Below are 24,847 nucleotides of genomic sequence, written 5' to 3'. Positions count from 1 at the left end.
TGTCTCGGGGCGGCCACCCGCCCGCCTGGGCCGGGCCACCCGGCCCGCCTCAGACCGCGGTCCGCCGGCTCTCGGTGCGGACGACCAGAACCCGCTCCTGCACCTCGACGGCCACCCGGCTCGCCTCACCGATGATGTCGCCGTCCACCTGCACCCGCTGCGGCTCGTCGACCTCCACCGTCGCCGTCTGGCACCGGTAGCGGGACAGCGTCGCACTCGTCCGGTCGCTGCGGGTGATGACCCTGGCGGCCACCGACGCCCACGCGGCGACCCCGCGCGGTGCCAGGACGATGACGTCGAGGGTGCCGTCGTCCGGCTCGGCGTCCGGGAGCAGGTCGATGCCGCCGGTGATCTTGCCGCAGTTGCCGATGACGACCATCCGGGCCCGCTGGGACTCGGGCGGCCCGCCGTCGGTAGTCAGCGTGACCTTGAACCGCTCCGTGAGCATGTGGCGCAGCCCGGCCGGCACGTACGCCCCCCACCCGATGCGCGACTTCAGCTGCTCGGAGGTCGAGTCCATGATCGCCGCGTCCAGGCCGAGGCCGGCCATGACGAAGAACGCGTGCCGCCGCTCCCCGGCGGACGAGCCCTCGCCGGCGCCCTCCTCGAGCTCCAGGTGCTCGGGGTCGAGGGTGAGCCACGCCGCGTCGACGTGCCGGTTGCGTCCGGTGAGGGCGACCGTCATGGCCCGCTCGAGGTCGTCGACCGGCATCTCGAGGTTGCGGGCGAGGAGGTTGCCCGTCCCGCCCGGCAGCAGGCCGAGCGGCACCCCCGAGCCGACCATCTCCTGCGCCACGGCGCGGACGGTGCCGTCACCCCCGAGCGCGCACACGAGGTCGACGCCGTCCGCGAGCGCCGCCCGCGTCTGGCCGAAGCCGACGTCGTGCGGGGTCGTCTCGTGCACCTCCGGTTCGGCCCAGTCGTTCGCCGCGCACACCTTCGCCAGGGTGGCCTTGACCCCGTCGAGGTCGTCGAACTTCGTGGGGTTGACGACGACGGCGACGCGCTTGCGGGGCGGCGGCTCGTCGTCGGGCCGGCGGAACGTGTCACGTGAAGGGCGGGACGTCGCGGCGTGCCGGCCCGGCTCGCGCGCGGAGAGCACGAGGAACGCCCCGACGAGGGCGAACAGCACGGCGACACCGATGCCCACCCACGTCCACTGCTCGCCCGACACACACGGGAAGGTACATGAGCGTCGGGCCCCCGGTGTGACCGCCGTAGTCTGCAGACATGAGTGAGCGCCCGGACGCGGCCGTCGAGTCCGACACCAGGGACTGGACGTGGGTCCTCGAGCGCCCCTGCCCCGACTGCGGCTTCGAGGCCGCCGCCGTCCCCGCGGACGACGTCGCGCGGCTCGTCCTCGCCGCCACCGACCCGTGGCCGCAGGTCCTCGCGTCCCCGGACGCCACCCGCCGGCCGGACCCGGCGACGTGGTCACCGCTCGAGTACGCCTGCCACGTCCGCGACGTCTGCCGGCTCTTCGACGAGCGCCTGGCGCTGCTCCTCACCGAGGACGACCCGACCTTCGCCAACTGGGACCAGGACGAGACGGCGGTCGCCGACCGCTACGGCGAGCAGGACCCCGCCACCGTCGCCGGTGAGGTCGCGACCGCGGCCGCCGCGCTGGCCACCCGGTTCGCCGGCGTCGAGGACGTCGCGTGGTCCCGCACCGCCACCCGCTCCGACGGCTCGCGGTTCACGACCCTGACCCTCGGGCGCTACGGCCTGCACGACCTCGTGCACCACCTCCACGACGTCGGCGCCGCCACCCCGTGAGACCCGAGCTCGTCTACGTCCTGCTCGGTGGGGCGCTGCTCCTCGCCGCGGTCCTCCCGCAGGTGCTCCACCGGTGGGCCCTGTCCGCCCCCATCGTCCTCGTCGCGGTCGGCCTCCTGCTCGGCACCGGACCGATGTCCGGCTCCCTGCGCCTCGACCCGGTCGCCGCCCGGCCGTGGATCGAGCACCTCACCGAGGTCACCGTCCTCGTCGCCCTCATGGGCGTCGGGCTGGCCCTCGACCGTCCGCTGCGTCCCGGCCTGCGGGCCTCGTGGGCGACCTGGTCGCCGACCTGGCGGCTGCTCGGCATCGCGATGCCGCTGAGCATCGGAGCGGTCGCGCTGCTGGCGTGGGGCCCGCTCGGGGTCGCGCCGCCCGCCGCACTCCTCCTGGGCGCCGTCCTCGCCCCGACCGACCCGGTCCTCGCCTCGGACGTCCAGGTCGAGGGACCGACGCTCGAGGGCGAGGAGGACGAGCTCGACGAGGACGACGAGGTGCGCTTCGCCCTGACCAGCGAGGCCGGCCTCAACGACGGCCTCGCCTTCCCGTTCGTGTGGGCTGCCGTCTTCCTCGCCGCCGGGGCGCCGGCGGGCGGACTGTGGCGCTGGATCGGGTGGGAGCTCGTCGGGAAGGTCGTCGTCGGCGTCCTCGTCGGGGTGGTCCTCGGCTGGGCCCTCGCCCGGCTCGCCTTCCGCGCCCCCAGCCCGTCGCTCCGTCTCGCCGAGGTGGGCCAGCCGCTGCTCGCGCTGTCCGCGCTCCTGCTCGCCTACGGCGCCGCCGAGGTCGTGCACGGGTATGGCTTCCTCGCCGTCTTCGCCTGCGCGGTGACCATCCGGTCGGTCGAGCGGCGTTCGGAGTACCACCTCCACATGCACGACGTCGTCGAGCGGCTCGAGACCCTCCTCACCCTCGTCCTCCTCCTCGGTCTCGGGTTCGCCGTGACGACCGGCCTGCTGGCCAACCTCGACTGGCGCGGGGTGGTCGTCGGCGTGACGCTCGTGCTCGTGGTGCGGCCGGTCGCGGGATGGCTGGCCTTCGTCGGCTCCCGGGGCAACGGCGGCACCGCCGGTCTCACGCGCGGCGAGCGGCTCGTCGTCGCGTTCTTCGGGGTCCGCGGGGTCGGCTCGCTGTACTACCTTGCGTTCGCCGCCGGGACCGCGTCCTTCACCGAGGAACGCTGGCTGTGGTCGACCGTCGGGTTCACCGTCGCCCTCTCGGTGCTGGTCCACGGCGTGCTCGCGACCCCGGCGATGCGCTGGCTCGAGCGGCGCCGCGAGGCCGGCCCGGCCGAGGAGGTGGCCGGTGCCGCGGCCTGACCCGACCGCACCGGTCGTCCTCGCGGTGCGCAACGACCCGGACAGCGGCCCGGCCCGCTTCGCCGGCTGGTTCGAGGAGGCGGGCGTCCGGCTCGAGGTCGTCGACGGCCCCGACGTCCCCGACGCCCCGACCGGGTACGACGGCATCCTCCTCCTGGGGGGCGGCGTCATGCCGGATGCCGACGAGCGGGCGCCGTGGCTGCCGACCGAGCGCCGGCTGGCCGGGGCCGCGGTGGCCGACGGCGTCCCGCTGCTCGGCGTCTGCCTCGGTGCCCAGCTCCTCGCGCACGTCGCGGGCGGCACGGTCGTCGCCGACTCGGGGCGACCGGAGCACGGTTCGGTACGCATCCGGCGGCTGCCCGCGGCCGAGGACGACCCGCTGCTCGGGCGGCTGCCGGCGGTCTTCCCGGCCGTCGAGCACCATCGCGACGAGGTCGTCGCGCTGCCGCCGGACGCCGTGCACCTGGCCGAGTCCGACACCTGCCCGCACCAGGCCTTCCGGGTCGGCGAGCGCGCGTGGGGCGTCCAGTTCCACCCCGAGGCCGGCGCCGAACGGCTGGCCCGCTGGGACCCCGCGCGGCTCGCCGCCGAGGGCTTCGACCTCCCGGTGCTGCGGGAGGCGGCGGACCTGGCCGAGCCGGCCTCCGAGGCCGCCGCGCGCGCCCTCCTCGACGGGTTCGTCGCCGTCGTCCGCGAACGGACGGGCTGACCGCCCGGGGACCGCTCACCCCCAGAGCGCGGCGAGGTCGTTCGCGGCGGAGAGGCCTTGGGCGTGGCCGGCGCGGGCGGCCGGCACGCGGGTCGCCGGGTCCATCAGGTCGTCGCCGAACGCGGCGAGCGACGCCGCGTCCGGCAGCACCGTCCCGACCCGGCTGCCGCCCGCCTCGAGGTCCTCGACCTGGGCGGCCAGCTGCATCCGCCACTCCAGCGGATGGCGGGTGCGCCCGCCGAGCGGGGAGAGGACGACGACCCGCTCGGAGCCGGCGGCCAGGTCGGCGTTCTCGTTGCGGCGGTAGCCACCGTCGAGGTAGCGCCGCTCGCCCACCGGGTACGGGTGGGCGCTCGAGCAGCTCGCGGCGACCGCGTCGACGAGGTCGACCCCGCTGTCCCGGTCGAGGACCACCGGCGCGCCGGTCCGGGCGTCGACGGCCGTGACGAGCAGGTCGTGGGCGGGCCAGTCCGCGGTGCCGAGGCGGGTCGCCACGACCTGCCGCCACCGCGCACCGTGCTGCGGGTCGACCTCGAGGCCGAGCGCGGAGGAGCCCATCCGGCGCCGCATGTCGTCGGCGTCCGAGGCCTCGGCGATGACGCGGGTGGTCCGCGCGAAGTGGTCGACCGCCGGCCGGGTGGGTCGGCCGCCCGGGCCGCCGCTGGGTCGGGAGCCCCCCGGCACGCCGGTGCGCCCGGATCCCCCCGGTGCGGCGAGGACCTCGGTGAGCAGCTCGGCCGGTGTCCGGGCCGTCAGCTGGGCGGCGGTCGTCGCGCCGGCCGAGGTCCCGACGACGAGGTCGGCGTCGGTGAGGTCGACCCCGCCCTCGGCGAGGCCGGCGAGCACCCCGATCAGCCAGGCGTTGCCCGCCGAGCCACCGCCCCCGATGACGAGGGCGCGCCGGCGCGCGAAACCCGACTCGGTGCCGGGTCGGTCGCTGCCGGGGGAGGTGTCGCTCATCGGGGCCGGACGCTAGCAGCGGGGCGGCGACGGGGCACCCGGGTTTCCCCGGGCCGCGCGGGCCCGTTCAGCCGTGGGCCAGCGACCGCCCGGGGATGGCCGCGAGCAGCCGCTGCGTGTACTCCTCCCGGGGGTCGGCGAACAGCGCCTCGGGAGAACCGTGCTCGACGATGCGGCCGTCCTTCATCACGTGCACCTCGTGCGCGACGAGCCGGACCACCGCGAGGTCGTGGGTGATGAACAGGTAGGAGAGGCCGAGCTCCTCCTGGAGCCGGACCATGAGGTCGAGCACCTGCTCCTGGACGAGGACGTCGAGGGCGCTGACGGCCTCGTCGAGGACGACGAGGCGCGGCTCCAGCGCGAGGGCCCGGGCGATCGCCACCCGCTGCCGTTGGCCGCCGGACAGCTCGTGCGGGCGACGGGCGGCGAGGGAGGACGGCAGCGCCACGCGGTCGAGCAGGTCGCGGACCGCCGTCCGCCGGGCCGTGGCGTCACCGACCCCGTGGACGACGAGCGGCTCCGCGACGGCCTGCTCGACCGTGTACCGCGGGTCGAGCGATGCGTAGGGGTTCTGGAAGACCGGCTGCACCGAGCGTCGGAAGGCGCGCAACCGGCGGCCGTGCAGGTGGGTGACGTCCTCGCCGTCGAAGCGGACCGATCCGGCATCCGGGTCCTCGAGCCGCAGGGCGAGCCGGGCGGTCGTCGACTTGCCCGATCCGGACTCCCCGACGACGGCCACCGTCCGCCCGCGCGGCACGGAGAGGTCGACGTCGTCGACGGCGACGAGGGGATCGCTCCGGCCGCGCAGCCGGTAGTGCTTCACCGCGCCGCTGAGCACCAGCAGGGGCTCCTCGCCCTCGCCGGCGGGCGGCGCGTCCGTCGGGCCGGCGGGGCGCTCGACCACCTTCCGCTCGGCGATGCCGGGGGCGGCGGCCAGCAGGCGCCGGGTGTACTCGTGCCGAGGACGCTCGACCACCTCGGCTGCGGGACCGCTCTCCACCACCTCACCGCGGTACATCACGACCACCCGGTCGGCCCGCTCGGCGGCGAGCGCGAGGTCGTGGGTGATGAGGACGACGGCGGCGCCGAGGTCGCGGGCCAGCTCGGCCATCTGGTCGAGGACGAGCCGTTGCACGGTGACGTCGAGTGCCGAGGTCGGCTCGTCGGCGACGAGCACCTCGGGCCGGCAGGCGAGGGCCATCGCGATGAGGACGCGCTGGCGCATCCCGCCGGAGAACTCGTGCGGGTACTGGTCGACCCGGGCCGCCGCGTCCGCGATCCCCGCGCGGTCGAGGAGGGCGACGGCCTCGGCCCGGGCCTCGGCACCACGGGCTCGTCCGTGCACCTCGAGGGCCTCGGCCACCTGGGCGCCGACCGTCATCACCGGGTTGAGGCCGGTCATCGGGTCCTGGGGCACCATGCCGATCCGTCGGCCGCGCACCTCGCGCAGCGTCCGCTCGTCCGCGGCCGTCACGTCGAGGTCGCCGAGGTGGACCGTGCCGGCGGTGATCCGCCCGTTGTCGGCGAGCAGCCGGTTGACGCTCGCGGCGAGGGTCGACTTGCCGGAGCCGGACTCGCCGACGACGGCCACCGTCTCGCCGGCGTGCACCTCGAGGTCGACGCCGCGCACCGCCTCGACGTCGCCCCGTGAGGTGGTGAAGGCGACGGCGAGGCCACGGACGGCGAGCACGGGCTGCGCCGCCCCGGTCGCGTCGGTCCGGTTCATCGGACGACCTCCTCGAGGACGGCGGTCGAGACGGCGTCGAGGGCGACTGCGGCGACCTGGTCGCCGGACGCCACCCCGGCCAGGGGGTCGGGGGCGCCCGACACCGGCCACCAGCGGGGCAGCGGACCGGTCGTGCCGTGCAGCCGGGTCGCGCCGCCGGCCACGACGGTGCCGGACTCGGGGTCGAGGGCCCAGACCGTCCCCGTGAAGCCGCCGTGCCAGAGCCACGTGACGGGGTTGCCGCCGGCATCGGCGCGCAGCACCCGGCGGAAGCCGAGGCCCTGGGTGTCGTCGACCGCGGACGGGCTCGCGAAGCGCGCGAGGACGGACGCCCCAACGAGCCCGTCGTCGAGGAGGGCGGCGCCGAGGGTCAGCAGGTCGCGGACCGGCCCGAGCAGCCCCGCGTGCCCCGAGACCCCGCCGAGCGCGTGCGCCGCGTTGCCGTCGTTGACCCCCCCGCGCACCGGCTCCTGCCGCCATCCGTCGAAGCAGCCCCGCTCGACCTCGACGGGGTACGGCCGGCCGGTCGCCACCATCGTCAGCTCGACGACGTCGGAGTCGGCGCTGGCGGCGGCCCAGTCCGGGGGCACCGGGCCGAAGCGCGTCGACAGCCCGAGCGGCGCCGCGACGAGGTCGTCGAAGGCGGCGTCGAGCCGCTGTCCGGTGACCTCCTCGACGACGCGGCCCGCCACGACGAACCCGAGGTCGGAGTACCGGCGCTCGGTGCGGGGAGCGAGGGCGAGCGGCGTCCGCAGCACCGCCTCGAGAGCGGCGTCGCGGTCGGCCGCGGTGCAGTAGAGCGGGACCCACGGAGGCAACCCGGCCGAGTGCGAGAGCAGGTCGGCCACCCGGATGTCGTCCCGCCCGTCCTCGTCCCCGGCCGCAAGGAAGGACGGCAGGTGGTCGGCGACGGGGGCGTCGACGTCGAGCAGGCCGCGGTCCTGGAGGACCATGCAGAGCGTCGTCGTGGCTGCCACCTTGGTCACCGAGGCCCAGTCGAGCCAGGTGTCGGGCGTCATCCGCACCCCCGGCGACCGCTCGGACGGGAGCAGCGCCCACCCGCCCGCCTCGATGGAGCGCCCGGCCCGCGTACGCAGCCCGAGGACGGCGCCGGCCGGGTGCCGCCGGTCGGCGCCGAGGGCGAGCAGCCGCCCGACGTGCGGTGCGAGTGGCCTCACGGGGACTCCTCCACGATCTCGAGCGTCTCGGGCCAGCGGGTCATCGGTGCCGGTGGCCGCCACGGGCCGGACGGCGGCGGCGTGACGCTGCCGAGCACCCGCGGCCCGCTCGCGCCGGTGCAGCTTGGGACGTTGCCGGGCAGACCGTGCGCCGTCGCCCAGCCGAGGACGGCGAAGGCGACCGCCTCCTTCTCCCCGGAGGGCACGCCGAGCGCGTCCGTCGTCGTCACCTCGACCGGGGCCACGAGCTCGCGGATCCGCCGCAGGAGCACCGGGTTGCGCACCCCACCCCCGGACGCGACGAGCACCTCCAGCCGGGAGCCGCGGACCGCGTCGGCCACCGTCCGGGCACTCAGCTCGGTGAGGGTGGCGACGAGGTCGGCGAGGTCGGGACGGACCCCGGCCCGGGCGAGCACACCGTCGAGGTAGGCGGCGTGGAAGTGCTCCTTGCCGGTGCTCTTCGGGGCCGGCAGCGCGTAGTAGGGGTCGGCCAGCAGGGCGGCCAGCAGGGTCTCGTCGACCGTCCCGGAGGCGGCGAGCCGGCCTTCCGCGTCGTAGGCCTGCGCGCCGTCCGTGGAGCGGGCGACGACCGCGTCGACGAGCGCGTTGGCCGGGCCGGTGTCCCAGGCGACGGGGTCGGCCTCGGGCGCGCACACGGTGACGTTGGCGATGCCGCCGAGGTTGAGGGCGCCGGCGCGTCGGCCGTGCGCGACGAGATCGCCCAGCAGCAGCCGGTCGAGGACCGGCACGAGCGGCGCCCCGTGGCCGCCCGCGGCGACATCGGCCGCCCGCAGGTCCGCGACGACGGGCAGCCCGGTGGCCGCGGCGACCCACGCCGGCTGCCCGAGCTGGAGCGTGCCGAGCGCGTGCCCACCCTCGACCCAGTGGAAGACGGTCTGGCCGTGCGAGCACACGAGGTCGACCGGACCCGCGGCGGCCTCCACCGCCGTCCGGGCCACCGCGCCGAAGGCCCGGCCGATGCGGGTGTCGAGCTCGCACGCGACGTCGAACCCGACCGGCGCGGGCGGCAGCGCCTCGACCAGCCGGCGCCGGAGCTCGGGCTCGTACGGCACGGAGGCGGTGTGCTCCAAGCGCATCCGCAACACGTCACCGTCGGCCAGGAGGTCGACGACGGCGACGTCGATGCCGTCGTGCGAGGTGCCCGAGATCATCCCGACGACGCGCATCAGCGGCCACCACCCCGGGGGTCCAGCGCCGAGCGCAACGCGTCGCCGAGCAGGTTGAGCCCGACGACCGCGACGACGAGGGCGGCACCGGGCAGGACGAGGAGCCACGGCGCGACGACGGCCAGGGTCTGCGCGTCGTAGACCATCCCGCCGAGCGAGGCCGCGGGCGGCGGGGTGCCGAAGCCGAGGAAGCTGAGCGAGGCCTCGGTGAGGATCGCCCAGGACAGCGAGAGGGTGGTCTGGACGACGAGGATGCCGGCGAGGTTGGGGACGACGTGCTCGACGAGCGTCGAGAGCCGGGAACGGCCCACGGCTCGCGACGCGACGACGTACTCGGCCGTCCGCAGGCTGAGGACCGGTCCGCGGGCGACGCGGGCGAAGATCGGGACGTAGACGACCGCGATGGCGATGCTCACCGTGACCCAGCTGCGCTCGAGCGTCGCCGCGAGGGCCAGCGCGAGGAGGAGGGAGGGAAAGGCGAAGAGGACGTTGGTGAGCATGCCGACGAGCCGGTCGGCCACGCCACCGAAGAAGCCGGCGACGACGCCGAGGGTGATGCCGACGGCGCCGGAGGCCGCCACCGACACGACCGCCACCCGCAGCGAGTTGGCCAGCCCGGAGGCGACCCGCGAGAAGACGTCCCGCCCGAACTGGTCGGTGCCGAACCACGCCTGCGCGCTCGGCCCGAGGAGCGAGCGGCCGACGTCCTGGGCCGCCGGCGGGCGCGGAGTGAGCCCGAGCACGGCCAGCGCCGCGAGGAGCAGCACGACGCCCATGAGGACGAGGCCGGCGACCCCCGACGGCGTCAGGAAGGCGCGGCGCCAGGCGTGCCCGCGGCCGGGGGAGGCCGCCGCCGCGGGTCCGGCCTCGAGGCCGGTCTCGGTGGCGCTCACCGGACCCGGACCCGCGGGTCGACGAGCCGGTAGACGAGGTCGGTGAGCAGGTTGACGAGGACGAACATCACCGCGATGACGAGGACCGTGCTCTGCACGACGGCGTACTCCTTCTGCTGCAGGCCGAGCAGCGCCTGCCGGCCGATGCCCGGGATGGCGAAGATCTGCTCCGCGACGAGGGCGCCGGAGAGGAGGAACCCGAACTGCAGGCCGGTCATCGTGACGACGGGGATGAGCGCGTTGCGCAGGACGTGCCGCACCTGCAGCCGCCGCGGGGGCACGCCCTTGGCCCGAGCCGTGCGGACGAAGTCCTCCGAGCGCACGCCGAGGATCGCGGTGCGGGTCGTCTGGAGCACCGGCGAGGCGATGCTGATGCCGAGCACGAGCGCGGGCAGCGCCATCTGCTGGAGGTTGAGCCACGGGTTCGCGACGAGGGTCGCGTAGCCCTCGCCGTTCGGGTACCAGCCGAGGACGTTCGCGAGGAGCGTCGCGACGGCCGTCGCGAGGAGGAAGGACGGCACCGAGAGGGAGAGCAGGCTGGCCAGCTGGGTCACGCCGTCGCGGGTCCGGCCGGGCCGGCTCGCGGCGAGCATCCCGCCGGGTACCCCGAGGGCCAGGCCGACGACGATGGCGAGGACGGCGAGCTCGACGGTGTTCGGGAGCGCCTGCGCGGTGAGCGCGGCCACGCTCGTGCCCGAGCTCGTCGAGAGGCCGAGGTTGCCGGTCAGTACCCCGCCCAGCCAGCCGAGGTACTGGACCGGCCACGGCTGGTCGATGCCGTAGTAGGCCTCGAGGGAGCGGATCTGCTCGGGGCTCAGCTCACCGGCGGCGATGCCGTACGACGCGGTGATCTGGTCGCCGGGGACCACCCGGAGCACGACGAAGGTCAGCAGCGACACCCCGAGCAGGGTGACGACGGCCTCGCCGAGCCGCCGGACGAGAGGACGGCGCAGGAGGGCTCGGGCTCGGGTCATGTCAGCCGAGCGATGCCTTCCACAGGTCGCTCAGGCTGGCGTCGGTGCGGGCCTCGACGTCCTTCATCGAGGACGCGTGGACAAGGAAGAGCTTGGGGGTGAACAGCCAGACCCAGGCGGCCTGGTCGACCAGCTCCTTCGAGACGTCGGCGTAGACGGCCTTGCGCTGGGTCACGTCGGTCGTCGCGACCCCCTTCGCGAAGAGGTCGTCGAGGGTCGGCGAGGAGTAGCCGGCGACCTTCTGGAAGCTGCCCTTGCTCGTGAAGTAGCGGGCGTACATGGTGTTCGGGTCCGCGCTGCCGCCGTTGAGGGCGATGGCGGCGTCGAAGTCGCCGGCCAGCCAGCGGTCCAAGTAGTCGCCGGAGTCGAGGCTCTCGAGCTGCACCGTGATGCCGACCTTGGCCAGCTGGGCCTGGATGGCCTGCGCTTCGTCGACGGCCGTCGAGTAGAGGCCCTGGGAGGTCATCAGCTTGAGCGAGAAGCCGTTCGGTGTGCCGGCCGCCGCGAGGTACTGCTTGGCCCTCGCGAGGTCCTGCTCGGGGCAGGGCTGGGCGGCCGGGTCGGAGCGGTACTGCGGCGAGGTGATCGGTCCGGTCGGCTCGCCGGCGCCGAGGGCGGCCGAGTCGATGACGTCCTGGCGCGAGACGGCGCACTGGACGGCGAGGCGGCGGTTGACGTCCGTGAGGGCCGGCGAGGCCGCCCGCAGCTGGAGGACGTGGTAGCTCAGCGAGTCGACCGCGGTGCTGGTCACCTTGCCCGTGCCCGCCGTCTTCGCCGTCACCGGGTTGTCGAAGATCGTGAGGTCGACCGAGCCGGTGCGCAGAGCGGACACCATCGCCTGCTCGTCGGGGATGACCCGGAACTCGAGGTTCGCGGCGCCCGGCTTGCCCTTGAAGTAGGAGTCGTTGCGCCGCAACGTGATCGACTGGTTCGGGGTCCGCTTGTGCCACGCGTACGGACCGGAGCCGAGCGGCGTCTTCTCGAGGGTCGCGGGGTCGGCGTCCGACGGGACGATGCCGGTGTTCACCCCGGTCAGGCCACTGGGGAACGAGGCGTCCGGCGTGCTCAGCGTGACCACGACGGTCTGCGGGTCGGGCGCCGCGACCGACGCGACGTGCGCGAAGTACGACGCGGACGTCGCCTTGGACGCGGGGTCCATGATCGTCTCGAAGGTCTTCTTCACGTCGGCCGAGTCGAGGGCGGAGCCGTCGGAGAACGTCACGCCCTTCTTCAGGGTGAAGGTGTAGGTCTTCCCGTCGTCCGAGACCGTCGGCAGCTCGGCGAGCCCGGCGACCGGCTCGGAGTCCTTCCCGGTGTCGAGGAGGGTGCTGTAGACCTGCGAGAGCACCTGGATGGCCTGCTTGGACGTGACCGTCCACGGGAGGGTCTGGGTGGGGTCGGCGCTGATCCCGACGACGATCGTGCCGCCGCCCGGCGGGGTCGCCGCCTCGTCGGCCCCGCCGCACGCCGTGAGCGCGAGCGAGGTGGTCACGGCCAGCGCGAGCGCGGCCCGGCGAACGGGACGGTGGTGGCGGGAGGTCATCGGGCACGGGCTCCTCGGGTCGGCGGCGGCAGCACCGGGACGCCCCGTGCGGCGGGGGTCCCGGCTCGGTCCCAGAGCGACGATGCTAGGTCAACCAGTTCCCGTCGTGGTGCACGCAACGTAACTTTTTCACAACGCGGACGAGCCGAGGCGCGGAACACGGGTGCGCGCCGACCCGTCGCGGTCGCACACTGGCCCCGTGCCGTCCCTCGCCACCGTGTTCGCGTTCGCGCTCGCCTCGGCCGTCATCATCGCGATCCCGGGCCCCAGCATCCTCTTCACGATCGGTCGCGCGCTCTCGGCCGGGCGCCGGGAGGCCCTGCTCACCGTCGCCGGCAATGCCCTCGGGGTGCAGACCCAGATCATCGGCCTGGCCGTCGGGCTCGGGCCGGTCATCGCGGCGAGCGCGACGGCCTACACGGTCCTCAAGATCCTCGGCGCGGGCTACCTCCTCTACCTCGGGGTGCAGGCCATCCGGCACCGCCGGGCCACCGCGCAGGCACTCGTCGGCGGTCTCGCCACCTCCAGCCCGACCGTGCACGCCCTGCGCAACGGCTTCGTCGTCGGCGTGACCAACCCCAAGTCGCTCGTCCTGCTCGCCGCGGTGCTGCCCCAGTTCGTCGACCCCGGGGGCCGGGTCGGGCTGCAGCTGCTCGTCCTCGGCCCGGTCTTCGCCGTCATCGCGCTCGCCGGCGACGGCACCGTGGCCCTGCTCGCCTCCCGGTTCCGCGACTGGTTCGCCTCCTCGCCGCGCCGGATGGAACGGGTCGGCGGGGTCGGCGGGCTGATGATGGTCGGCCTCGGTGCCGGCCTGCTCGTCACCGGCCGACCGGACTGACCCGGACCACCCGGCGGCGCCCCGGTCCCTCGACGGGAGGCAACACGCAGGCCGTGGTGCCCGATCCCGTGCGTGTCACCTCCTCTCGACGGCCGGGAACGCGGAGGAAGGGCCCGGGGAGTCGTCGATAGACTCCGCGGGTGATCGACATCAGGTTGCTCCGGGAGGACCCCGACACGGTGCGCGCCAGCCAGCGCGCCCGCGGCGAGGACGACGGCGTCGTCGACGCCGTGCTCGCCGCCGACGAGCGCCGCCGCTCCTCCCTCACCGCGTTCGAACGGCTGCGGGCCGAGCAGAAGTCGATGGGCAAGGACGTCGCGAAGGCGCAGGGCGACGAGAAGCAGGCCCTGCTCGCGCGGACCAAGGAGCTTGCCGCAGAGGTCAAGTCGCTCTCGGCCGCCGCCGACGAGGCGCAGGCCGAGCTCGACGCGCTGATGCGGACCATCGGCAACGTCGTCGAGCCCGAGGTCCCCGCCGGCGGTGAGGACGACTACGTCGTGCTCGAGGAGGTCGGCACGCCGCGCGACTTCGCGGCCGAGGGCTTCGAGCCGCAGGACCACCTCACCCTGATGGAGGGTCTGGACGCCGTCGACATGGAGCGGGGCGCGAAGGTCTCGGGCGCCCGCTTCTACTTCCTCAAGGGCGTCGGCGCGCGCCTCGAAATGGGCCTGCTGCGGATGGGGATGGACCGGGCGCTCGAGAACGGCCTGGTCCCGATGGTCACCCCCACCCTCGTCAAGCCGAACGTCATGGCGGGCGCGGGCTTCATCGACCACCACGCCGACGAGGTCTACCGGCTCGAGGCCGACGACCTCTACCTCATCGGCACCTCCGAGGTCGCGCTCGCCGGCTACCACGCCGACGAGGTGCTCGACCTCGCGTCGGGTCCGCTCCGGTACGCCGGCCAGTCGACGTGCTACCGGCGCGAGGCCGGGTCCTACGGCAAGGACACCCGCGGCATCATCCGGGTCCACCAGTTCAACAAGATCGAGATGTTCGTCTACTGCCGCCCCGAGGAGGCGCAGGCCGAGCACGAGCGGCTGCTCGGCATGGAGAAGGACATCCTCGCCTCGCTCGGGCTGCCCTTCCGGGTCATCGACACCGCCGCCGGCGACCTCGGCGACCCGGCCGCCCGCAAGTACGACTGCGAGGCGTGGGTGCCCAGCCAGGGACGCCACCGCGAGCTCAGCTCGACGTCCAACTGCACGACCTTCCAGGCCCGCCGGCTGAACACCCGCTACCGGGGCGAGTCCGGCAACGAGGTCGCGGCCACCCTCAACGGCACGCTCGCCACGACGCGCTGGCTCGTCGCCATCCTCGAGAACCACCAGCAGGCCGACGGCTCCGTCGTGCTGCCCGAGGCACTGCGGCCCTACGTGGGGCTCGAGGTCCTCACGCCCGTCCGCTGACGCCGGACTCCGGTGGGCGCACCTCGCCGAGGGCGGAACCGGCCACCGGAGCAGCCGTTTCCGCCCTCGAGTGAGCGACGAGGCCGGTCAGAAGACGCGGCGGATCTCGTGCGGCCAGCCGCAGGCCTCGGCGATCCGCGCACCCCACTCCTTCGCGGCCGCGTCGTCGGCCACGTCGACGACCGCGAACCCGCCGAGCACCTCGCGGGTCTCGACGAACGGGCCGTCGGTGACGAGGACGTCGTCGCGCGTGGGGTCGACGCTGTACACCGGACCGTCCTCCTCGAGGCCGCCGGCGAAGACGTAGACGCCCGCCTCCTTCATCTCCTCGACGGCGGCGCGGGCGAGCGGCGCACGGGAGCGGAACCACTCCTGCGAGTGCTCGCCGACCCACTCCTGGTTGAAGTAGAGGATGTACTGGGCCACGAGGGGCTCCTTCCGTCCGGCAAGCCCCCGTGGCCCGCCCTCACCCACCCGACGAACGGGACGCTGCGAATTCGACAGGCTAGCGGCGGGGCTCCCTCCGACGCCGGTGTCCGGGCACTGCCCCGGCCGGTTCAGCCGACCGGCAGCCCCGCCGCCGCGAAGGCCCGGGCGTGGATCTCGCGGATGACGTCCTGCTTGCGCGCGTTGTACTGCATCGCGTGCTCGCCGGCCCCGACCGCCGCGGCCGAGGCCTCGCGCTTCGTCGCGGCGTACCGGTCCCGGTCGGCGGTGTCGCTGCGCAGCCAGTCGCGGAAGACCCGGTCGCGCCACGGGCCGCTGCTGTCCGGACCGAAGACGTGGAGGTTGCACGCGGGGTCCGGGTGCCGGAGCAGCCGATGGCCCTCCCACCAGGGCTCACGGACCCAGAGCACGAAGCCGACCGCCTCGAGGGCCGGGACGTAGCCGTCCTCGTCGTCCGGGTCGGCGACGACGAGGTCGATGTCGACGACGGGCTTGGCGGCCAGCCCGGGCACCGACGTCGAGCCGATGTGGTCGAGCCCGAGCACCCGCAGGCCCAGCGCGCCGCGGACGGTGGCCTCGAGCCGCGCGAACCACGACGCCCAGGCGGGGTCGGCGTCGACGACGGCGACCATCGGGGACGGTCCGCCCGCGACCCACGGGGACGCGCCGGGCGGCGGGGTGTCGTCGGGGAAGGTGGCGATCTGCTCGGCGGTGGGCACCCGCCCACGCTAGCCCCGGCGGTGGAGACCGCCTCCGCCCCACGGGGGAGGGCCGCCGGTCGTCACGGCTCCTAGGCTGGTGGCATGTCCGACGCCGGCCCCTCGCGGGCGACCCGCCTGCTCTCGTGGTTCGGGGTGGGTGACCCCTGGGAGCGTCCGCGCCCGCGGGTCGGTCGGGCCGACGTCGTGTGGGCCCTGGTCATCGGCATCTTCGGGCTCGTCTCCCTCGAGCTGGTCCGCAGCGTCGGGGTGCTCAAGGACCTCGACTCCCCGTGGTGGCTGGAGTGGCTCGCGGTGCTCACCGGGGCGGCGCTGCTCGTCGGGCGCCGGCGCTGGCCGGTCACCGTGGCCGCCCTCGGCGCTGCCCACATGGTCCTCGTCGGGGTGACGATGCCCGTCGTCATGGGCCAGTTCACCCTCCAGGTCGTCTACTTCGTCGCCCTGATGTCCGGCGTCGCCTGGGCCCGCGACCGGCGGTGGATGCTCGTCGTCGTCGCGCTCATCGTCGTCGTCATGTTCACCTGGATCGCCCTCCAGTTCGCCGTCGGCAACGCCGCCCAGAGCTTCCTCGACGGCGTGCGCGGCGAGGAGCGGTACGGCCTGCTGGCACCGATCCCCGGAGCGGTCCTGCTCACGCTCGTCATCAACGCGGTGTACTTCGGGGGCGCGGTCGTCATCGGCCAGATGCAGTGGCGATCGGCCCGCGACCGCGCTCTGCTCGCCGGGCAGGCCGAGACCATCAGCGCCCAGACCGAGGAGCTGCGCACCCGCGCGGTCACCGAGGAGCGCCTGCGCATCGCCCGCGAGCTGCACGACGTCGTCGCGCACCACGTGTCGGTCATCGGCATCCAGGCGGCGGCGGCCCGGCGGGTCATGGCACGCGACCCCGAGGCCACCCGGTCGGCGCTCGAGGGCATCGAGGGGTCCTCGCGGGAGGCGGTTTCCTCGATGCGCGACCTGCTCGGCACGTTGCGTGACGTCGAGCGGCCCGGTGGCTCGGCCGAGCGTTCCGGACGGTCCCCGAACCCGGGCCTCGCCGAGCTCCCCGACCTCGTGGCCGCCCACTCGACGCCCGGGCGGCGGGTGTCCTACGACCTCGTCGAGGTCCGGCCCGGGGCGGGCGCGCGGCTCGGGCTGCCGCTCGCGCACTCGGTGCACCGCACCGTCCAGGAGGCCCTGACCAACGTCGAGAAGCACTCGACGGCCACCCGCGTCTCGGTCGTCCTGCGGCTCGACGAGGAGGCCGGGTTCGCCGAGGTCGAGGTCGTCGACGACGGCAGGCCGCGGTCGGGCACCTCGGGCAGCGGGCTCGGCCAGCTCGGCATCCGCGAGCGGGCGGCGTCGCACCGGGGGACGGTCGAGATCGGCCCGCGCCCCACCGGCGGGTACCGGGTGCGGGTCCGCTACCCGTGGGGGTCGCACTCCTCGTCCGCCGCGACGCCCACGCCGCCGCCCGCGGCGTCGGCCGACGTGACCCCGGCGCCCGAGCCGTCCCCCCGGCCGGTGGAGGCGGGTCGGTGAGCGCCCCGCTGCGCGTCCTGCTCGTCGACGACCACGCGATGGTCCGCTCCGGCTTCGCGATGATGCTCTCCGTCGAGGACGACCTCGAGGTCGTCGGCGAGGCGGCCAACGGTGCCGAGGCGGTCGTCGTCGCCCGCGAGGCCCAGCCGGACGTCGTCCTCATGGACGTCCAGATGCCCGTGCTCGACGGCATCGAGGCCACCCGGCGGCTCGTCGCCGAGGACCTCGGCCGCGTCGTCATCCTCACGACGTTCGACCGCGACGACTACCTCTTCGACGCCCTCGCCGCCGGCGCGAGCGGCTTCCTCCTGAAGAACGCCGAGCCCGAGCAGCTCGTCGACGCCGTGCGCGTCGTCGGCTCCGGCTCGGGCATCCTCGCGCCGGAGGTGACCCGGCGGGTCATCGAGCGGATGACGACCGAGCGGCCGGCACCCCGCCGTCCGGCGCCGCCCGGGCTCGAGCGGCTCACCGACCGCGAGCGCGAGGTGCTCGTCCTCGTCGGGCGCGGGCTGTCGAACGGCGAGATCGCCCGCGCGCTCTTCCTCGGCGAGGCGACGGTCAAGACGCACGTGTCGAACTGCCTCGCCAAGCTGCAGGTCCGCGACCGGGTGCAGGCCGTCGTCCTCGCCCACGAGGCGGGTCTCATCACCGCGACGGAGGGCTGAACCCGCCGCCGGGGGGATCCGCCCGGCACCCGGCGGCGCCTAGCGTCGGAGCCATGTTGGAGATCACAGGCCTCACCCGGCGGTTCGGCGACGTCACCGCCGTCGACGACGTCTCGTTCGACGTCCGCGACGGCATCATGACCGGCTTCGTCGGCGGCAACGGTGCGGGCAAGACGACGACGATGCGGATGGTCATGGGCGTGCTCGGCATCGACGCCGGCGAGGTCCGCTGGCGCGGCCGGCCGGTGACCGCCGCCGACCAGCGCCGGTTCGGCTACATGCCGGAGGAGCGCGGGCTCTACCCGAAGCAGCGGATCCTCGACCAGCTCGTCTACCTCGGCCAGCTCAAGGGGATGGAGGCCGCCGTCGCCCGACGAGCCGCCGAGGAGCACCTCGAGCGGTTCGGTCTCGCCGAGCGCTCCGGCGACCGGCTCCAGGAGCTGAGCCTCGGCAACCAGCAGCGGGTCCAGGTCGTCGCCGCCCTCCTCCACCGGCCGACCGCCCTCGTCCTCGACGAGCCGTTCTCCGGCCTCGACCCCATGGCCGTGGACTCAATGGCCGACCTACTCCGCGAGCACGCGAGCACCGGTGTGCCCGTGCTGTTCTCGAGCCACCAGCTGGACCTCGTCGAGAAGCTGTGCGACCGGCTCGTCATCCTGTCCCGCGGTCGGGTGGTCGCGGCCGGGGACGCCGAGGAGCTGCGCTCCCGTGGGCCGCTGCGCTACCGGCTGACCCTCGACCGCGACGCCGGCTGGGTCCGCGAGGTCCGCGGCATCCACGTCGTCGACGTCGACGGCCGCACCGCCCTCGTCGAGGTCGTCGACGAGGGCGCCGAGCAGGTCGTCCTCCGCGAGGCCACCGCACGGGGTGGCGTGCGCGAGTTCGCCCCCGTCCGACCCGCCCTGGCCGACATCTACCGAGAGGTGGCCGCCCGATGACCACGACCCTGACCCCGACGCAGCCCGCCGCCGCCGACGAGCCCCGGGCCGGCCGCTCGGCCTGGAGCCTCGTCGCGCGCCGCGAGATCGTCGTCAAGCTGACCGACCGGGCGTTCGTCATCGGCACGCTCGTGACGCTGCTCATCATCGCCGGCGTCATGGGCTGGCAGGCGTGGTCGGCCCAGCGCACGACGACGTACACCGTCGCCGCGACCGCGACCGACCGGGCGATGGCCGACCGGCTGGCGTCCGACGCGCACGGCATCGACGAGGGGCTCGAGGTGAGGGTCGACAGAGCGGCCGACGCCGGCGCCGCGCGTGCCCTCGTGACCTCCGGCGACGCCGACGCGTGGTTGCACCGCAGCGGCGACGGGTGGGTCCTCACGACCGACAGCGAGGAGAAGGACGCCCTGACCCGGGTGACCCAGCAGGTGGTCCGCCAGGCGACGCTCGCCCAGCAGGCCGACGCCCTCGGGACGTCGGTGGCGCAGCTCGAGGCCGGGTCCACGGTGACCCCGCAGCTGCTCTCCGGGGACGCCGAGAAGGCCGGGCTGGCCCAAGGTGTGGCGTTCGCCTTCGCGTTCCTCTTCTACATCGCGACGCTGACCTTCGGCATCACGCTGGCCAACAGCGTCGTCGAGGAGAAGCAGTCACGCATCGTCGAGATCATCGCGACCTCGATCCCGGTGCGTCAGCTGCTCGTCGGGAAGATCGTCGGCAACTCCGTGCTCGCCATCGCGCAGATGCTGCTCTACGCCGGCGCCGGGTTGGTCGGGTTGTCCCTGACGCCGTACGCGTCGCTCGTCCCGTCGGTCAGCGGGCCGGTCGTGTGGTTCCTCGTGTTCTTCGTCGCAGGGTTCGCGGCGCTCGCGGCCCTCTGGGCGGTGGCCGGCGCCCTCGCCTCGCGGGTCGAGGAGGTGCAGAGCACGGCGACGCCGCTGACGATGCTCGTCCTCGGGGTGTTCTTCGGCTCGCTGTTCCTCGACGGCACGGCGAAGGTCGTTGCCTCCTACGTGCCGCCGTTCTCGGCCGTGCTCATGCCGACGCGGGTGCTGGAGGGGACCGCGTCGTGGTGGGAGGCGGTCCTCGCCCTGGTCCTGCTGCTCGTGGCCGCGGCGTTCGTCATGCGGGTCGCCGAACGCCTGTACCGGCGGGCGCTGCTCCAGACGAGCGGCAAGCTCTCGATGAAGCAGGCCTGGCACGCCCCCGAGTGACCGGTTGGGACGGGTGCTTGACGAGCACACCGGGCGCACTTGTAAGGTGAGGCTCACCTAAGTAGGTGTTGCCTTACCCCGTGGAGACCCTCGTGCCATCGCGTCGCCGGCTGCTCGCCGCAGCCCCCCTCGCCGCCGCCCTCGTCCTCGCCGCCTGCTCGACCGGGCCCGCCGGCGGGGCCTCGTCCGCAGCCGTCGGCGCCACCGGGGACGCCGCAGCGTTCCCGGTGACCGTCGAGCACGCGTACGGCACGACGACGATCTCGTCGGCACCGGTCCGGGTCGCCACGGTCGGCTGGGCCGACGCCGACACCCTCGTCGCGCTGGGGGTCGTGCCGGTCGGGGCGCCGAGGATCACCTGGGGCGGCAACGAGGCCGGCTCGACCGACTGGTTCGACGCCGCGGTCGCGGACGAGGACCTCGACGTCTCCGGGATGACACGCTACGACGACTCGGCGGGCATCCCGTTCGACGACATCGCGGCGACCCGGCCCGACCTCGTCCTCGGGCTCAGCTCGGGGGTGACGAAGGAGGACTACGACAAGCTCTCGAAGATCGCTCCGACGGTGCCGTGGACCGAGAAGGCCTGGGGCACGTCGTGGCAGGAGCAGGTGCGGACCATCGGCGCGGCCATCGGCAAGGAGGCCGACGCCGAGCGCCTCGTCATCGCGACCGAGAAGACGATCACCGACGCCGTCGCGGCCCACCCGGAGGTCAGGGGCCGCAGCGCCGCCTGGGCGTGGTTCACCCCGACCGACCTGTCGACGATCGGCCTCTACACGACCTCCGACCTGCGGCCGCAGATGCTGCGCGCGTTCGGGTTCACCGACTCGCCGACCGTCGCGCAGCTCAGCGCGAAGGACCCGTCCGCCTTCACGGCCAACCTCTCGGCCGAGAAGGCCGCGACCCTCGACGCCGACGTCGTCGTGTTCTACGCCGAGGCGGGCGCAGGCGCCGAGGAGCTGCGCCGCAACGCCCTCATCGGGCAGATCCCCGCGCTGCGGGACGGGCACTACGTGGCGAGCGCGGACAACGAGGTCGCCCTCTCGATGTCGCTGCCCAGCCCGCTGTCGGTGACGACGGCCGTGCGCGACTTCCTCCCGAAGCTCGTCTCGGCGCTCCGGGGCGAGCCGGCGGCGTGACGACCCCCACCCTCGCGCCGCGGGTGCGGAGCCGGCCGCCCGCGCGACCGTCCCCGCGCTCGCGACCGGTCGGGGTCGTCGCGGCCGGGGTGGGCGTCGCGCTCGTCGTCGCCGTCGCCGCCTCGCTGCTCCTCGGCGTCCAGCCCCTGGCGCCCACGGCGGTGCTGCGCGCCCTCACCGGGGACGCGGCCGACCCGACGACCGCGGCGATCGTCGCAGCCCGCCTCGACCGCACCGTCATCGGGCTCGTCGTCGGGGCGGCCGTGGCCCTCTCCGGGGTCGTCCTCCAGGGGCTGAGCCGCAACCCGGTCGCCGAGCCGGGCATCCTCGGGCTCAACTCCGGCGCGGCCCTCGCGGTCGTCCTCGGCATCCGGTTCCTCGGGCTCGACGGCGTCGGTGGGTACGTCGTCGCTGCGATCGTCGGCACGCTGGCCGTCGCGGTCCTCGTCCAGGCGCTGACCGCGCTGGCTCCCCGCGCCAGCGCCCCGGTCTCGATGGCGCTGGCCGGCGCGGCTGTCATGGCGCTGGCGCAGAGCCTCATCGGCGCGGTCCTCGTCACCAACCGGGGCTCGCTCGACTCCTTCCGCTTCTGGCAGGTCGGCTCGGTCGCCGGCCGGGATGCCGGGCAGGTCCTCGACGTCCTGCCGTTCCTCGTCGTCGGCGCCCTGCTCGCGCTGACCTCCGGGCCGACCCTCGACGCGGTCGCGCTCGGCGACGACCTCGCGCGCGGCCTCGGCCAGCGGGTCGCGCTGCAGCGCGGCCTCGCCGCCGCCGGCGCGGTCCTCCTCGCCGCGACCGCCACCGCCCTCGCCGGGCCGATCGCCTTCGTCGGCCTCGTCGTGCCCCACCTCGTGCGCGTCCTCGTCGGGGTCGGGTACCGCCGCGTGCTGCTGTTCTCGACGCTCCTCGGGCCGGCCTTCGTCGTCCTCGCCGACATCGCCGGCCGACTCGTCGCACCGCCGTCGGAGGTGCGGGTCGGCATCGTCTGCGCGGTGCTCGGCGCCCCGGTGCTCGTCCTCGTCGTCCGCCGGGTCCGGGGGGTCTGATGTCCTCCGCCCCGCCCCTCGCCTCCACGCCGGCCACTCCGCCGACGGCGCCGTCGGGCACACCGTCGACGGCGGCGACGCTCGCCCGGGCCCGCCGCGGCCCGCGCCGCCGCCGCACCGCTGTCGTCGCAGCGCTGCTCGTCCTCCTCGTCAGCCTCGTCCTCGTCCGGGCGCTGCTCGGGGACTACCGCGTCTCGTTCGTCGACGCCGTCCGCATCCTCGGCGGCGAGCAGGTACCGGGCGCCTCGTTCGTCCTCCTGGAGTCGACGCTGCCGCGGGCGGTGATGGCCGTCCTCGCCGGGGCGGCGTTCGGCGCCGCGGGAGCCGCGTTCCAGGTGCTCCTGCGCAACCCGCTGGCGAGCCCGGACGTCCTCGGCATCACGCTCGGCGCCAGCGCCGGGGCGGTCCTCGCGGTCGTCGGCCTCGGGGTGCGCGGCACCCCGGTCACGCTCGCCGCGCTCGCCGGCTCGGCCCTCGCCGCGGTGGTCATCCTCAGCCAGGCTGGCGGTCGTGGAGGGGCGACCGGCCGGATGGTGCTCGTCGGGGTGGCCCTCGCGGCGGGACTGTCCGCGCTCGTGCACTGGATGTTCCTGCGGGCCAGCATCCACCAGGCCCAGGACGCCCTGGTCTGGCTGAGCGGCAGCCTCAACACGGTGACCTGGGCCGACATCGTGCGCCTCTTCGTCCTCGACGCCGTGCTCCTGCCGCTGCTCCTGCTCCTCGCCGGGCGCCTGCCGGTCCTCGGCCTCGGCGACGACCTGGCCGCCGCCCTCGGGGTGCGGGTCACCGGCCTGCGGGTCGGCGTGACCCTTGTCGTCGTCGCCCTCGTCGCATCCGCCACCGCCGTCGTCGGGCCCGTCGCGTTCGTCGGGTTCCTCAGCGGACCGATCGCGCGCCGGCTCGTGCCCGGCCGGCCGTCGGTCGGCATCGCGGCCCTGGTCGGGGCGGTCGTCGTCGTCGCCGCCGACCACGTGGCGGCCTACGCCGTCCCGGGCACCGCCCTGCCCGTCGGGCTCGTCACCGGCCTGCTCGGCGCCCCCGTCCTGCTCTGGATGCTCCGCTCCCGACCCGCGTCCCAGGAGGACCGATGACCGTGACCGAGACCCCCGCGCCGAGCGCACCGCCGAACCCGGCCGGCGCTCCGGACGGCTCGCGCCTCGCCGCCCACGACCTGCGCCTCGGCTACGACGGCCGGGTCGTCGTCGACGGCGTCACCCTCGAGCTGCCGACCGCCCGGACGACGGCGGTCGTCGGGCCCAACGGCTGCGGCAAGTCGACCCTGCTGCGCGGGCTCGGCCGGCTGCTGCGGCCCCGCGGCGGAACGGTGCTCCTCGACGGCGACGAGATCGGCTCGCTGCCGACGCGGGAGGTGGCGCGCCGGCTCGGGCTGCTGCCGCAGCAACCGGTCGTCCCCGACGGTGTCACCGTCCTCGAGCTCGTCGAGCGCGGCCGGCATCCGCACCACGGGCTGTTCCGGACGTGGACCCGAGACGACGAGGCGGCGGTCGCGGAGGCGCTCGAGCGCACCGACCTCGTCGAGCTCGCCGGCGTGGCGGTCGACAGCCTGTCCGGCGGTCAGCGGCAACGGGTCTGGCTCGCGATGGTCCTCGCGCAGCAGACCTCCGTGCTCCTCCTCGACGAGCCGACCTCGTTCCTCGACATCGCCCACCAGCTCGACGTCCTCGACCTCGTCCGGACCCTGCGTGACGACGGCACGACGGTCGTCATGGTGCTGCACGACCTCGGCATGGCCGCCCGGTACGCCGACCACCTCGTCGCCATGCGCGACGGCCGCGTCGTCGCCGAGGGGACGCCGCACGAGGTCGTCACCCCGGAGGTCGTCGAGGAGGTGTTCGGGGTGAGCGCGCTCGTCGTCGCCGACCCGGAGACCGGCACCCCGGTCGTCCTCCCGCGTCGGAGGGTGTGGTGAGCGCCGTGGCCTGCGCGCGCCGGACGGACGCGTCGACCGGCATCGTCCGCGAGACCTTCCCGCAGTTCGCCGCCACCGTCGCCGAGGTGCACGACCTCGGTGGCGGGATGCGCCGGTTCGTCTGCGAGGCACCGGAGCTGCGCGACTTCGTGCCGTGCGGACCGGACGAGTACGTCGGCCTGCTCATGCCGCCGGCCGGCGCCCCGCTCGTCCTCCCGGACCCCGAGCCGGTCAACGTCCGCGCCTCGGTCGCCGCTCTCCCGGACGCCACCCGGCCGGCCCTGCGCTGGTACACCATCCGCGAGCACGACCCCGTCCGCGGGCGGGTCGACATCGACGTCGTCACCCACGGCGACAGCGGTCCGGGCTCCGCCTGGGCGTGCCGCGCCCGTCCGGGCGACCCCGTCGGCCTGCGCGCGAGCGGGGCTCTCTACCGCGGCTTCGAGGTCGGCGGCCGGCAGGTGCTCGTCGCCGACGAGACCGCGGTGCCGTCCGTGGCGGCCGTCCTCGACGCCTGGGGCGGCGCCGACGACGCCCGTGACCACGGCGTCGAGGTGCACGTCGAGGTGGCCGACCCCGCCGTCCTCGACGCCTACCTCGACGGTTCGCTCGCTGGCGTAATGCCGCGCGCGCCCGGACCGCGCTGCCCGGGCGCCGCCGGGGTCGGCGACGACGAACACGCCCTCCTCGCGCTCCTCGAACGGCGGGCGGCGACG

The 24,847-nt window shown here is 74.9% G+C and carries 24 protein-coding genes; 14 read left to right on the top strand and 10 right to left on the bottom strand.

Annotation, left to right across the window (positions count from 1 at the left end):
* Positions 1–49: 49 nt before the first annotated feature.
* Positions 50–1,174 carry a diacylglycerol kinase family protein gene (locus tag PKA89_RS04365; RefSeq protein ID WP_324416944.1) on the bottom strand — a complete coding sequence of 375 codons (1,125 nt, stop codon included), beginning with the start codon at positions 1,172–1,174 and terminating at the stop codon, positions 50–52.
* A 56-nt stretch (positions 1,175–1,230) separates the two neighbouring features.
* On the opposite strand from PKA89_RS04365, the gene PKA89_RS04360 reads away from it, so the two are divergent.
* From PKA89_RS04360 to PKA89_RS04350, 3 genes are read left to right on the top strand one after another with little or no spacing between them, the layout of a single operon-like run.
* Complete coding sequence (locus tag PKA89_RS04360) at positions 1,231–1,776, top strand: DinB family protein (protein ID WP_324416942.1); 546 nt, start codon at positions 1,231–1,233, stop codon at positions 1,774–1,776.
* Entirely contained in the window at positions 1,773–3,092 is a 1,320-nt protein-coding gene (locus PKA89_RS04355) for a cation:proton antiporter (protein ID WP_324416940.1), read from the top strand. The genes PKA89_RS04360 and PKA89_RS04355 overlap by 4 nt, the downstream gene beginning before the upstream one ends.
* The gene (locus tag PKA89_RS04350; protein WP_324416938.1) at positions 3,079–3,801 is read left to right on the top strand and encodes a type 1 glutamine amidotransferase; all 723 of its coding nucleotides are present in this window, start codon (positions 3,079–3,081) and stop codon (positions 3,799–3,801) included. Before PKA89_RS04355 ends, PKA89_RS04350 begins: the two co-directional genes overlap by 14 nt.
* A 15-nt stretch (positions 3,802–3,816) precedes the next feature.
* On the opposite strand, the gene PKA89_RS04345 is transcribed toward PKA89_RS04350, so the two are convergent.
* The 7 genes from PKA89_RS04345 to PKA89_RS04315 all read right to left on the bottom strand — a co-directional run bounded on the left by PKA89_RS04345 (position 3,817) and on the right by PKA89_RS04315 (position 12,262).
* Positions 3,817–4,761: a patatin-like phospholipase family protein gene (locus PKA89_RS04345; protein WP_324416936.1), complete on the bottom strand. Its 945-nt coding sequence runs from the start codon at positions 4,759–4,761 to the stop codon at positions 3,817–3,819.
* Positions 4,762–4,828: 67 nt separating this feature from the next.
* Positions 4,829–6,487 (bottom strand): ABC transporter ATP-binding protein, encoded by a 1,659-nt coding sequence (locus tag PKA89_RS04340; RefSeq protein ID WP_324416933.1) that lies wholly within the window; start codon positions 6,485–6,487, stop codon positions 4,829–4,831.
* Positions 6,484–7,665: a serine hydrolase domain-containing protein gene (locus PKA89_RS04335; protein WP_324416931.1), complete on the bottom strand. Its 1,182-nt coding sequence runs from the start codon at positions 7,663–7,665 to the stop codon at positions 6,484–6,486. The genes PKA89_RS04340 and PKA89_RS04335 overlap by 4 nt, the downstream gene beginning before the upstream one ends.
* Entirely contained in the window at positions 7,662–8,852 is a 1,191-nt protein-coding gene (locus tag PKA89_RS04330; RefSeq protein WP_324416929.1) for an anhydro-N-acetylmuramic acid kinase, read from the bottom strand. The genes PKA89_RS04335 and PKA89_RS04330 overlap by 4 nt, the downstream gene beginning before the upstream one ends.
* The gene (locus PKA89_RS04325) at positions 8,852–9,745 is read right to left on the bottom strand and encodes an ABC transporter permease (protein WP_324416927.1); all 894 of its coding nucleotides are present in this window, start codon (positions 9,743–9,745) and stop codon (positions 8,852–8,854) included. Before PKA89_RS04325 ends, PKA89_RS04330 begins: the two co-directional genes overlap by 1 nt.
* Positions 9,742–10,719, bottom strand: coding sequence for an ABC transporter permease (locus PKA89_RS04320; RefSeq protein WP_324416925.1), 978 nt, complete (start codon positions 10,717–10,719; stop codon positions 9,742–9,744). The genes PKA89_RS04325 and PKA89_RS04320 overlap by 4 nt, the downstream gene beginning before the upstream one ends.
* Position 10,720: 1 nt before the next feature.
* Complete coding sequence (locus tag PKA89_RS04315) at positions 10,721–12,262, bottom strand: ABC transporter substrate-binding protein (RefSeq protein ID WP_324416923.1); 1,542 nt, start codon at positions 12,260–12,262, stop codon at positions 10,721–10,723.
* A 199-nt stretch (positions 12,263–12,461) separates the two neighbouring features.
* Here PKA89_RS04315 and PKA89_RS04310 point away from each other — a divergent pair, with 199 nt between their 5' ends.
* Positions 12,462–13,100 (top strand): LysE family translocator, encoded by a 639-nt coding sequence (locus tag PKA89_RS04310; protein ID WP_324416921.1) that lies wholly within the window; start codon positions 12,462–12,464, stop codon positions 13,098–13,100.
* A gap of 140 nt (positions 13,101–13,240) precedes the next feature.
* Positions 13,241–14,509 (top strand): serine--tRNA ligase, encoded by a 1,269-nt coding sequence (gene serS / locus PKA89_RS04305; RefSeq protein ID WP_324416919.1) that lies wholly within the window; start codon positions 13,241–13,243, stop codon positions 14,507–14,509.
* Between the two features lie 87 nt (positions 14,510–14,596).
* Here the strand turns inward: serS and PKA89_RS04300 are convergent, their stop codons facing one another.
* Positions 14,597–14,935, bottom strand: a complete 339-nt coding sequence (locus PKA89_RS04300; protein ID WP_324416917.1) for a YciI family protein — start codon at positions 14,933–14,935, stop codon at positions 14,597–14,599.
* Positions 14,936–15,066: 131 nt separating this feature from the next.
* Complete coding sequence (locus tag PKA89_RS04295; protein WP_324416915.1) at positions 15,067–15,675, bottom strand: GrpB family protein; 609 nt, start codon at positions 15,673–15,675, stop codon at positions 15,067–15,069.
* A gap of 84 nt (positions 15,676–15,759) precedes the next feature.
* On the opposite strand from PKA89_RS04295, the gene PKA89_RS04290 reads away from it, so the two are divergent.
* The 9 genes from PKA89_RS04290 to PKA89_RS04250 all read left to right on the top strand — a co-directional run.
* Complete coding sequence (locus PKA89_RS04290) at positions 15,760–17,196, top strand: histidine kinase (protein ID WP_324416913.1); 1,437 nt, start codon at positions 15,760–15,762, stop codon at positions 17,194–17,196.
* Positions 17,193–17,861: a response regulator transcription factor gene (locus PKA89_RS04285; protein ID WP_324416911.1), complete on the top strand. Its 669-nt coding sequence runs from the start codon at positions 17,193–17,195 to the stop codon at positions 17,859–17,861. Before PKA89_RS04290 ends, PKA89_RS04285 begins: the two co-directional genes overlap by 4 nt.
* 53 nt (positions 17,862–17,914) lie before the next feature.
* Positions 17,915–18,799 (top strand): ATP-binding cassette domain-containing protein, encoded by an 885-nt coding sequence (locus PKA89_RS04280; protein ID WP_324416909.1) that lies wholly within the window; start codon positions 17,915–17,917, stop codon positions 18,797–18,799.
* The gene (locus tag PKA89_RS04275) at positions 18,796–20,013 is read left to right on the top strand and encodes an ABC transporter permease (protein WP_324416907.1); all 1,218 of its coding nucleotides are present in this window, start codon (positions 18,796–18,798) and stop codon (positions 20,011–20,013) included. Before PKA89_RS04280 ends, PKA89_RS04275 begins: the two co-directional genes overlap by 4 nt.
* A gap of 80 nt (positions 20,014–20,093) precedes the next feature.
* Positions 20,094–21,155: an iron-siderophore ABC transporter substrate-binding protein gene (locus PKA89_RS04270; RefSeq protein ID WP_324416905.1), complete on the top strand. Its 1,062-nt coding sequence runs from the start codon at positions 20,094–20,096 to the stop codon at positions 21,153–21,155.
* Positions 21,152–22,201: an iron ABC transporter permease gene (locus PKA89_RS04265; RefSeq protein WP_324416903.1), complete on the top strand. Its 1,050-nt coding sequence runs from the start codon at positions 21,152–21,154 to the stop codon at positions 22,199–22,201. Before PKA89_RS04270 ends, PKA89_RS04265 begins: the two co-directional genes overlap by 4 nt.
* Positions 22,201–23,292, top strand: coding sequence for an iron ABC transporter permease (locus tag PKA89_RS04260; protein ID WP_324416901.1), 1,092 nt, complete (start codon positions 22,201–22,203; stop codon positions 23,290–23,292). Before PKA89_RS04265 ends, PKA89_RS04260 begins: the two co-directional genes overlap by 1 nt.
* Complete coding sequence (locus tag PKA89_RS04255) at positions 23,289–24,131, top strand: ABC transporter ATP-binding protein (RefSeq protein WP_324416899.1); 843 nt, start codon at positions 23,289–23,291, stop codon at positions 24,129–24,131. The genes PKA89_RS04260 and PKA89_RS04255 overlap by 4 nt, the downstream gene beginning before the upstream one ends.
* On the top strand, positions 24,128–24,847 hold a 720-nt coding region (locus tag PKA89_RS04250; protein ID WP_324416897.1), incomplete at its 3' end, for a siderophore-interacting protein. The genes PKA89_RS04255 and PKA89_RS04250, both read left to right, overlap by 4 nt.

The sequence above is a fragment of the Phycicoccus sp. genome (assembly GCF_035325325.1).
In the GTDB taxonomy this organism is placed as follows: Bacteria; Actinomycetota; Actinomycetes; order Actinomycetales; family Dermatophilaceae; genus Phycicoccus.
The sequence above is the reverse complement of the archived record's forward strand: the minus strand, read 5'-3'. Positions and strand labels throughout refer to the sequence as shown.

Excerpts from the sequence above, each read along its gene's own strand:
- PKA89_RS04360 (WP_324416942.1), top strand. The coding sequence starts at position 1,231 with ATGAGTGAGCGCCCGGACGCGGCCGTCGAGTCCGACACCAGGGACTGG.
- PKA89_RS04345 (WP_324416936.1), bottom strand. The coding sequence starts at position 4,761 with ATGAGCGACACCTCCCCCGGCAGCGACCGACCCGGCACCGAGTCGGGT.
- PKA89_RS04340 (WP_324416933.1), bottom strand. The coding sequence starts at position 6,487 with ATGAACCGGACCGACGCGACCGGGGCGGCGCAGCCCGTGCTCGCCGTC.
- PKA89_RS04330 (WP_324416929.1), bottom strand. The coding sequence starts at position 8,852 with ATGCGCGTCGTCGGGATGATCTCGGGCACCTCGCACGACGGCATCGAC.
- PKA89_RS04320 (WP_324416925.1), bottom strand. The coding sequence starts at position 10,719 with ATGACCCGAGCCCGAGCCCTCCTGCGCCGTCCTCTCGTCCGGCGGCTC.
- PKA89_RS04315 (WP_324416923.1), bottom strand. The coding sequence starts at position 12,262 with ATGACCTCCCGCCACCACCGTCCCGTTCGCCGGGCCGCGCTCGCGCTG.
- PKA89_RS04290 (WP_324416913.1), top strand. The coding sequence starts at position 15,760 with ATGTCCGACGCCGGCCCCTCGCGGGCGACCCGCCTGCTCTCGTGGTTC.
- PKA89_RS04280 (WP_324416909.1), top strand. The coding sequence starts at position 17,915 with ATGTTGGAGATCACAGGCCTCACCCGGCGGTTCGGCGACGTCACCGCC.
- PKA89_RS04275 (WP_324416907.1), top strand. The coding sequence starts at position 18,796 with ATGACCACGACCCTGACCCCGACGCAGCCCGCCGCCGCCGACGAGCCC.
- PKA89_RS04260 (WP_324416901.1), top strand. The coding sequence starts at position 22,201 with ATGTCCTCCGCCCCGCCCCTCGCCTCCACGCCGGCCACTCCGCCGACG.
- PKA89_RS04255 (WP_324416899.1), top strand. The coding sequence starts at position 23,289 with ATGACCGTGACCGAGACCCCCGCGCCGAGCGCACCGCCGAACCCGGCC.